Origin of the sequence: Sulfuricurvum sp., assembly GCF_023250475.1 — a bacterium.
Classification (GTDB): Bacteria; Campylobacterota; Campylobacteria; order Campylobacterales; family Sulfurimonadaceae; genus Sulfuricurvum.
This window is the reverse complement of record NZ_JAHFAQ010000099.1, coordinates 1-8,095: the sequence shown is the minus strand read 5'-3', so window position 1 is coordinate 8,095 and position 8,095 is coordinate 1. Positions and strand designations below refer to the sequence as shown.

At 44.5% G+C, this 8,095-nt stretch carries 10 protein-coding genes; 4 read left to right on the top strand and 6 right to left on the bottom strand.

The annotated features are described in order from the left end of the window. Positions 1 to 179: 179 nt before the first annotated feature. Entirely contained in the window at positions 180 to 734 is a 555-nt protein-coding gene (locus Q0C19_RS09245) for a GNAT family N-acetyltransferase (protein ID WP_295055331.1), read from the top strand. 61 nt (positions 735 to 795) lie between these two features. Here the strand turns inward: Q0C19_RS09245 and rpsR are convergent, their stop codons facing one another. From rpsR to Q0C19_RS09220, 5 genes are all read right to left on the bottom strand, one after another. Continuing rightward, positions 796 to 1,053: a 30S ribosomal protein S18 gene (gene rpsR / locus Q0C19_RS09240; protein WP_295055329.1), complete on the bottom strand. Its 258-nt coding sequence runs from the start codon at positions 1,051 to 1,053 to the stop codon at positions 796 to 798. Positions 1,054 to 1,074: 21 nt separating this feature from the next. After that, entirely contained in the window at positions 1,075 to 1,587 is a 513-nt protein-coding gene (locus Q0C19_RS09235; RefSeq protein WP_295055327.1) for a single-stranded DNA-binding protein, read from the bottom strand. An 18-nt stretch (positions 1,588 to 1,605) separates the two neighbouring features. Further along, positions 1,606 to 1,989, bottom strand: coding sequence for a 30S ribosomal protein S6 (gene rpsF, locus Q0C19_RS09230; protein ID WP_295055325.1), 384 nt, complete (start codon positions 1,987 to 1,989; stop codon positions 1,606 to 1,608). Positions 1,990 to 2,106: 117 nt separating this feature from the next. Continuing rightward, positions 2,107 to 3,072, bottom strand: coding sequence for a DNA polymerase III subunit delta (holA, locus tag Q0C19_RS09225; RefSeq protein WP_295055323.1), 966 nt, complete (start codon positions 3,070 to 3,072; stop codon positions 2,107 to 2,109). Further along, complete coding sequence (locus Q0C19_RS09220) at positions 3,065 to 5,014, bottom strand: ribonuclease R family protein (RefSeq protein ID WP_295055321.1); 1,950 nt, start codon at positions 5,012 to 5,014, stop codon at positions 3,065 to 3,067. Before Q0C19_RS09220 ends, holA begins: the two co-directional genes overlap by 8 nt. A gap of 69 nt (positions 5,015 to 5,083) precedes the next feature. On the opposite strand from Q0C19_RS09220, the gene Q0C19_RS09215 reads away from it, so the two are divergent. Beyond that, entirely contained in the window at positions 5,084 to 5,413 is a 330-nt protein-coding gene (locus Q0C19_RS09215; protein ID WP_295055319.1) for a hypothetical protein, read from the top strand. A 32-nt stretch (positions 5,414 to 5,445) separates the two neighbouring features. On the opposite strand, the gene Q0C19_RS09210 is transcribed toward Q0C19_RS09215, so the two are convergent. After that, the gene (locus Q0C19_RS09210) at positions 5,446 to 6,393 is read right to left on the bottom strand and encodes a diguanylate cyclase (RefSeq protein WP_295055317.1); all 948 of its coding nucleotides are present in this window, start codon (positions 6,391 to 6,393) and stop codon (positions 5,446 to 5,448) included. Between the two features lie 181 nt (positions 6,394 to 6,574). On the opposite strand from Q0C19_RS09210, the gene greA reads away from it, so the two are divergent. Beyond that, complete coding sequence (gene greA / locus Q0C19_RS09205) at positions 6,575 to 7,105, top strand: transcription elongation factor GreA (protein ID WP_295055315.1); 531 nt, start codon at positions 6,575 to 6,577, stop codon at positions 7,103 to 7,105. A gap of 130 nt (positions 7,106 to 7,235) precedes the next feature. Continuing rightward, a partial coding sequence (locus Q0C19_RS09200) for an AIR synthase related protein (RefSeq protein WP_295055333.1) occupies positions 7,236 to 8,095 on the top strand: 860 nt, incomplete at its 3' end.

Sequence of the window (8,095 nt, the reverse complement as noted above, 5' to 3'; positions counted from 1 at the left end):
GCTAAGACCCTCATCGCTCATAATACTGCATCTTTCAGGTGTGGAAACGTAGGTCGCCGCCTGGCCTCAGATTTTTTCTTCTTTCACAATTTAACCCCCTCTTTTTATCAATCTCCCTTAATACTATTCTATAATTGTCAGAATCAACCTCTTAGCATTTCTGCTGTATACTTTCATTTATGAAACCAACTCTCTATTTCCTCAGATCTTCTGAACAAAAAATACTCACCGATATGCTCCATTATGCGATGCGCTTAGACGACGTCAATAAATCACTCTCTGATATTCCGAAACTGGCTATTTATAATGAATTTTACGGCTTTACAAGTAAAGATTTAGGCCTTTATGCCCTTGTGGATAATAAACTTGCTGGAGCCGTCTGGATACGCCGTTTAAATGCCGATCACGACTCAAACGGCTATATAGATGATTCTACCCCTATCTTGAACATAGCGGTGCTTCCTGAGTTCCGTACGAAGGCAATTGGATCACAGATGCTGGAACAGCTGTTTATAGAAGCCGGCGCGTTGTATGAGCAAATCAGTGTCAGTGTTGTCCGTGACTCACCTGCCGTAGGTTTTTATGAACGGCATGGGTTTGTAAAGTACGAAAATGGCACTGATGAGAAAAGTTTTGTTGATGGATCAGATGTTATTACCATGGTCAAAAAGCTGCAAAAAGCTGCAATAGTTCGCCCGTCAGAGGGATATGATCCAAGACGATGGATGGATTAATAAGATAAAGATTATTGTGTGGAGAGAGGTATATCGGCGCTATGCCGATATATTGGGCTTCTTAATTGTCGAAAGAAGCGCCAGCGATCACTTTACGTGATACAGTATAAGGAATCAACGCAGCTGCGCGTGATTGTTTAATTGCGATCGTAACCATATCTTGGTGACGTTTACAGTTACCTGTAAGACGGCGTGGCATGATTTTGAAACGCTCAGAGAGTGAATATTTCAATGAAGCTACATCTTTGTAGTCAATGAAATCAACTTTTTGCTCGCAGTATTTGCAATAACGTTTTTTGTATTTTCTTTTTTCTGACATGGGTCTATCCTTGTGCATTTTCTAAAACGGAATTTCGTCTTCGTTGATATCAATCTCGGGGAGATTGTTTTCCGGCATTCTTACCGGCGCGGGCTTTGAATATGACGGTGGCGGTGTATAAGCTTTTTGAGCGGGAGCATCATATCCCCCGCCGTAATTGCTTCCGGCATCGCTGTCTTCGTTATACCCGCCCTGAGAACCACTGTCGCCGCGTGAATCGAGCATTTGCATCGTTTCGACGATAACGGAGTGTTTAGAGCGCTTTTGGCCACTGGTTTGGTCAACCCATTGTTCAAAACTAAGTCTTCCCTCAACAAGGATTTTAGAACCCTTACGCAGGTATTGGTTGGCTACTTCACCTGAACGACCGAAAAAAGTGATGTCGACAAAACATGTCTCCTCTTTTTTCTCGCCGTTTACCGTAAATTTACGGCTGGTTGCAATAGCGGTTTTGGCAATTGCCGAACCGTTTTGTGAATATCGAAGTTCGATATCGCGGGTAAGATTTCCAACCAAAATGACTTTGTTATACATAGGTTTTCCTTAAAAGGGTTAAGAAGCTACTTCTTCTTTTTTCTCAGCAACAGCAGCTGTAGGAGCAGGTTTTTTGGTTTTTTCAACCATAGTGTTCCATGCAGCAATTTCACGTTTTGAATCGTATTTCATTGTTACGAAACGCAAAATTTCCTCGTTGATACGAAAACGACGTTCGATTTCAGCAATCGCAGCAGGTGCAGATTTGTAATACATAACGTAGAAATAACCGCGAGCATTTTTCTCGATCGGGTAAGCCAATTTTTTCATTCCCATTGCGTCGCGAGCAACGATCTCACCGCCGTTTGCAGTGATCACTTCTTCAACGAGAGCGATGGTGTTTTTAATCTCTTCTTCTGTAAGAGTAGGTTTTACGATTACTAGGTTTTCGTAATGTCTCATAGCGTATGTCTCCTTATGGTGTTCGCCCCTTATGGTTGTTATACAGCACGACAGTCGTGTTGCAAAGAGCAAGGAACGCGCGGATTATACTGAAATATAGCTTAATATTAGTTTTGGTTAAAGGATGCTTTGCAGTTTCAGTAATGCGGATAATAGGAGGGATTCTTGATCCGGTGAGCCTGTTGATTTCATTTTTAGCTCGGTATCAAGGAGAAGGTTAATTCCCCGCTTATACCCCTCCGGTGAAATTTTGATGGAGAGGGCGGCACGCTCTTTTTCAACAAAGCCGGGAAGTTTGTACCCTAATACCAGTGCTGAATCAGCGACTCCATGAAGTTTTATTGTGGTATTAAAGAGATAAAGCTGTGTCAAATATCCGCTGATCGCAGTGAGGAGCTGTATCTCGTTTTCACCCGATTCGAGTAAATGACGAAGCGAGGGGAGGAACTCTTTTTTCTCTATAACACGGGCGATGAAATGATCGAGTTTGATTTCACTCAGACCGAAGACATGCTCGTCGATCTCTTTCATTGTTATCGGCTTGCCCAAAATGGAGAGTTTGGAGAGTTCGTTGCAGGCGAGGGCGAGATCATTGTTGTGGATGTCGAGGAGGTGTAATGCCGCTTGGTTATCGAGTTGAACCCCTAAGGCTTGCGCTTCTTGAATAACGATGGCGCGTGTTTCAGCGGCAAAAGGGTGAAAGAATCGAACCGATCCGGTATGGGCACCTTTGAACGCAGTATCTGCCCCTTTGACATCGTCGCCATAATAGCAGTAGATGAAGGTATTGTCGGTGTTTTTACCGACGAGTTCGACGAGGGTATCGAGTTCCGCTTTGGGAAGCTTTTTCTCATGTTTGATAATGAGGAGGTTTTGATCGCCGAAGAGTGAACCTTGGGATAAATGGGCTTTGGCGGTATTGAAATCGTATTCGTCGTGGTAGAGACTCAGAACCGATGCCCCTTCGATTTGGGAGAGTCCGTGTGCATAGCGGTCGATGAGAAAATGGCTCTCGCCGAAGAGTGCCATCGCTCGCGGAGCGCTGTTGTTTTGGAGATGACGGTCTAAATCTTGTCTATTCATCCGTTTCCTTCTCTATTCGGCTCACAAATGAGGCGGTAATTTTAGCAGTAGCGAGATTGGCGGTTTCGATTTTGACGACGATATCATCGAAGAGCATCAGGCCAAATTGTGACGAAATCTGTACTTTCGCCCCCGTGATGGTGTCGTGGATCTCTGCTATGACCGGTTCTTCGGCGCGCATAATACGGGCTTTGAACTCCTGACCGATAACGGTAGCCGCCCAGCGGGCGAATTTACGCTCTTGGAAGCGGATTTCGATGTCGCTCGCCTCACGCTCTTTTTCGCTGATAGAGGTACACAGAGATTCGATATTGCGCAAGACGTACGATCCCTCTTCGGTATCTCCTGCGTTGATCGCTTTGAGGAGGCGGTGGACGATCAGGTCGCTGTAGCGGCGGATCGGAGAGGTGAAGTGGGTGTAGCGATCAAACCCCAATCCGAAGTGCCCCATATTATACGGCGCGTAGCGTGCCTGCATCTGCGCACGGATAATGAGGGTATCGACTTCGCTGATGAGATCGCGTCGCTCCGCTTCGGCTTGTATGGCGGTGATTGTCTCTTTGATCGAACCTTGCGATTCGACAAAAATACCGATACTTGCCAATTCGGTGTAGAGGCTTTGGAGTTTCATCGGGCTAGGGGATTCGTGGATACGGAAAACGCCCCGCTCATACAGTGATGCCGCCGCTTTGTTAGCGAGGAGCATACAATCCTCGATCAAGGCATGGGACGGAGTCTCGACGGCAAACTCGGTGGAGACAATGTTTTGATTTTCGTCAATCCGCATCTCCAACTCGCTGGAACGAAAGTTATACCCTTTTTTCATCCGCTCGGTACGGAGTTTTTCGGTGAGCTCATTGAGAGCAGGGATATAAGCAAGTACTTTTGCCTCTTTCTCATTTTCGGCTTGATGGTTGCCTTCAAAAAATGCATCAATCTGTTCGTAGGAAAATCTGCGGTGAGAGTGGATAACCGATTCATACAAAGTATGGGAATCCATCTCATAGGTTTCGGGATCAATGTGCATCTCAAAGGTGTAAGCGAGCCGATCGACAAGAGGCTGAAGCGAACAGAGCGTCTCACTTAGCTCACGCGGCAACATCGGAATAGAACGGTGAGGGAGATAGATGGAAAAGCTGCGGTAAATCGCTTCGGCGTCAATCGCTCCGAAAGGGTGGACGTATTCGCTCACATCGGCAATAGCAACATAAAGGGTAGACGTCTCGGGGATGTAGCAGATAGCATCATCGAAATCTTTGGCAGTGACGGGGTCGATGGTACAAAACGGCAAATGGCGCAGATCACGGCGATGAGGGTAAAGCGAGGCATCGACCTCTTTAGGGAATTCGCGTGCCATGGCTAACACGTCATCTTCAAAGGCATCGTGTTTGTTGTAGAGGGCGAGGACAATTTTTTCATCCACTTTCGGATCGGAGAGATTACCCAGATAGGAAGCGATGGTTCCGCTTTGGTTGTTGATCTGATAGAGCGATCCTTCGGCAGTTTCAGGCAAATCGGTAAGGGCAAATCCTGCGGGATGATCGGTTCGGATGTCTTGGAGGCTCAAATAGCCGTTTTTCATCGTGACGACGGCGACACTGAAGGTTTCACTTCGTCCTGCGATGACGACGACTTTGGCTTGCGGACCGCCACGACGCCCTATGAGTCGTTGAGCAATGACCAAATCGCCGCTTTTAGCCCCCATCAGATTGGCTGTCTCGATAAAATGGTCTCGGATACTCTCCCCTAGGGTTTGAAGATAGGCACCGCTTTCAGAGGCGAGAGAGATGATACCGGTGCGGTATTGAGACGCGAGCTGATATTTGTTATCTTCATGCGTTAGAAGTTTCCGTGTAAGCCATTCATTAATATGCTCACGTTCTTCGGGTGCGATATCTTGGTCATAAAGACCGTGGGTAAGACGGATTAGGAGTGATTTCATACAGATATTATAATCAATAAATACTTCTATGTTAGAATAACCTCTTTAATTTTACAAAGGAACACACGAATGACACATGAAGCGATTTTAAATCAACTTGGATACACCCCTAACGAGGCATTGAGCCTCCAACTCAGCCGTATCGAAGGCAATACAGCAGGCTATGAGAAAATTATCAAACATATTTTGGATTTGCACGAAGCGTTGAAAACGGATGAATCGTATGTGGCTTTATCAAACAGTAACGACTATTTCAAAATCAAAATTGATTCGACAGGGGAGATCAGTGCGGCAGATGCCCTTGAAAAAATCAACCATTTTGCGGATAAATACAAAGTGACTCTCCAAAAAGTGGACGGAAAACCGACCTATTATATTCTCGGATTTGCTGCGGCATAAGCTACTCTGCTAGAGCGTCCTAACCGACGTTGCTAGCTATCAGATAGATCATTATCAGAAGCGGTGGAATTCATCGCTTCAATGGATTGTTCTAATATCTCTTCCGTATTCAGACATGAATCTATTTGTACGATTCCGATCCGAATATTTTGGTTCTTCGGATTCGATTCCGGCTCAAGAAAAATGGACTTTGATATCAGGCGATGAAAGCGGTCGGCCGCAATCTCGGCGAGTTCATCACTCGTATGGCGCAATAAAATTGAAAAAATTCCATCGCCGTAATAGGCTATAGAATCACTTCGGCGCAGGGCATTTGAGAGTATTCCTGCCAGATCGCGTATCAAATTTGCGTGAGCTTTTTTATCTTCTAATTCGATTTGGTCGAAAGATAGAGAGATAGCCATCAACGCGCTTTCATACGAAGAATTAATGCATGATTCGCGTTCTTTTTCAATCAGGGTGATAAAATATTTTTTGTTGAAAACTCCCAAACTCGCATTGTACAAGCTTGAACGTTTGGCATTTTTGATAGAGCTGGCGGCGGTACCGTATAATTCTTTAATGACAGTCGATTGCTTTTCCAGTGATACTAAAAATTTGTCTAATACATTTTCAACAGAAGCGGTAACTTCCAGCAATGTTTCATGATTTTTGTTGGCAATCATAGAATTTTTTTTATTTTGTATTATTTTTTTTAAAAGAGTCGTATTTTTATAGACACTCGAACCTTGTTGCAAAATCAATTTGACGGCTTTCGTCCCTTGATTTAGTGAACGTTCGTACTCAAATTCATTATGGAGATTTTGATCAGATCGAGGGCTGATAGCGGTGATTTTTTGACGTAAGTCATCATTTTTAGTCTCCAATATCTTGTCAAAATAAAATCTGAAATTTTCCGGAATGGGCGGTAAATCATTTTTTTTAAGCTCTTTGATGATTTCATCGACAATCGTATCAAGGTCATTTTTAATATTGTGCATGAAAAGAATTATTTCATTTTAAAGTTGCAAATTCGTTGCGTTTTGGAGATGAATTGATTTTAATATGAAATACGCAATATCTTCAATACTTCAAAGCAAGCAGATATACGTTATATTTTCTAGAATTAAATGACTGCAATAGTCGGTTGTTAAAAACAGATGCATGGAAAAGAATTAAGCAATGAGCCAAAACGAACCGATGACACCGAGAGGATATGATGAACTTTTAAGGGAGTTTAAGTACCTAAAAGATGTTGAAAAACCCCGTGTGAATCAGGAAAAACAGCGTGCGGCGGAGCTGGGAGACCGGAGTGAAAATGCGGAGTATCATGCGGCGAAAGAGAAGCTTCGCCATATTGATAAACGACTTTTTTATCTCAATTCGATGATTCAAAAAGCCAAAATGATCGATCCCTCATTACTCGATCACTCCCGCGCCCATTTCGGTGCAACGATCACGATTATGGATGTGAACACGGAAGAAGAATTTTCCTATAGTATTTGCGGAACGTTAGAGAGTGAGCCTGAAAATGGATTGATTTCTGTTCATTCACCTCTGGCGCGTGCGATGCTCGGGAAAGAGGAGGGGGATGAATTTAGTGTTCAACTCCCCAGCGGAAAAAAGAGCTACGAAGTGAGTGCAATTACCTATATTGATATCTTTTCACTCAAAAAAAATATCCGCAGTGAAAAAGATTTCGGGTTTAAATAACACTGCTTTAAGATGGATAAATATTCCCCTTTGCTATAATCGCGCTAATATTATTACAACTACTAAGGAAACTGCCGTGAGCACTCCCCTCCCAGAGATCGAAAAAGTTCTAAAACAACATAAATTGTCAATGGACGATTATGCCCATATCAAAAAAATCCTAGATCGCGAACCGAACCTCGTAGAGATCGGGATTTTTTCGGCCATGTGGAGTGAGCATTGTAGTTACAAATCATCTAAAAAACATTTGAGCGGTTTCCCGACCAAAGCGCCATGGGTTATCCAAGGCCCGGGTGAAAATGCAGGGGTTATCGATATCGGCGGCGGATATGCGGCGGTTTTCAAAATGGAGAGTCATAATCATCCGAGTTTTATCGAACCCTACCAAGGGGCTGCAACCGGAGTCGGCGGCATTATGCGTGACGTATTTACCATGGGCGCCCGTCCTATCGCCAACCTCAATGCACTCCGCTTTGGAAATGTATTGAATAAAGACGATATCAGTGCACATCAGCGTTATTTGGTACGCGGCGTCGTATCGGGTATCGGCGGATACGGTAACTGTATGGGGGTTCCGACCATCGGTGGTGAGACAAGTTTTGATGAGTGCTACAATGGGAATATCCTCGTAAACGCCTTTACTCTCGGACTCGCTAAAAGCGATGAGATTTTCTACGGTAAAGCAGAGGGAATCGGCAACCCGGTCATCTATGTCGGTTCTAAAACAGGACGCGACGGTCTCGGCGGTGCGGTGATGAGTTCGGATAGCTTTACCGAAGCGTCCAAAGGACTTCGTCCTACGGTACAGGTGGGCGATCCGTTTACCGAAAAACTCCTCCTCGAAGCGTGTTTGGAGCTTTTCAAAACCGATTACGTTGTCGGGATTCAGGATATGGGAGCAGCGGGGCTAACGTCAAGCTCATTCGAGATGGCGGGACGCTCAGGGAGCGGGATGATTATGCACCTCGATAAAGTTCCTGCTCGTGAAGA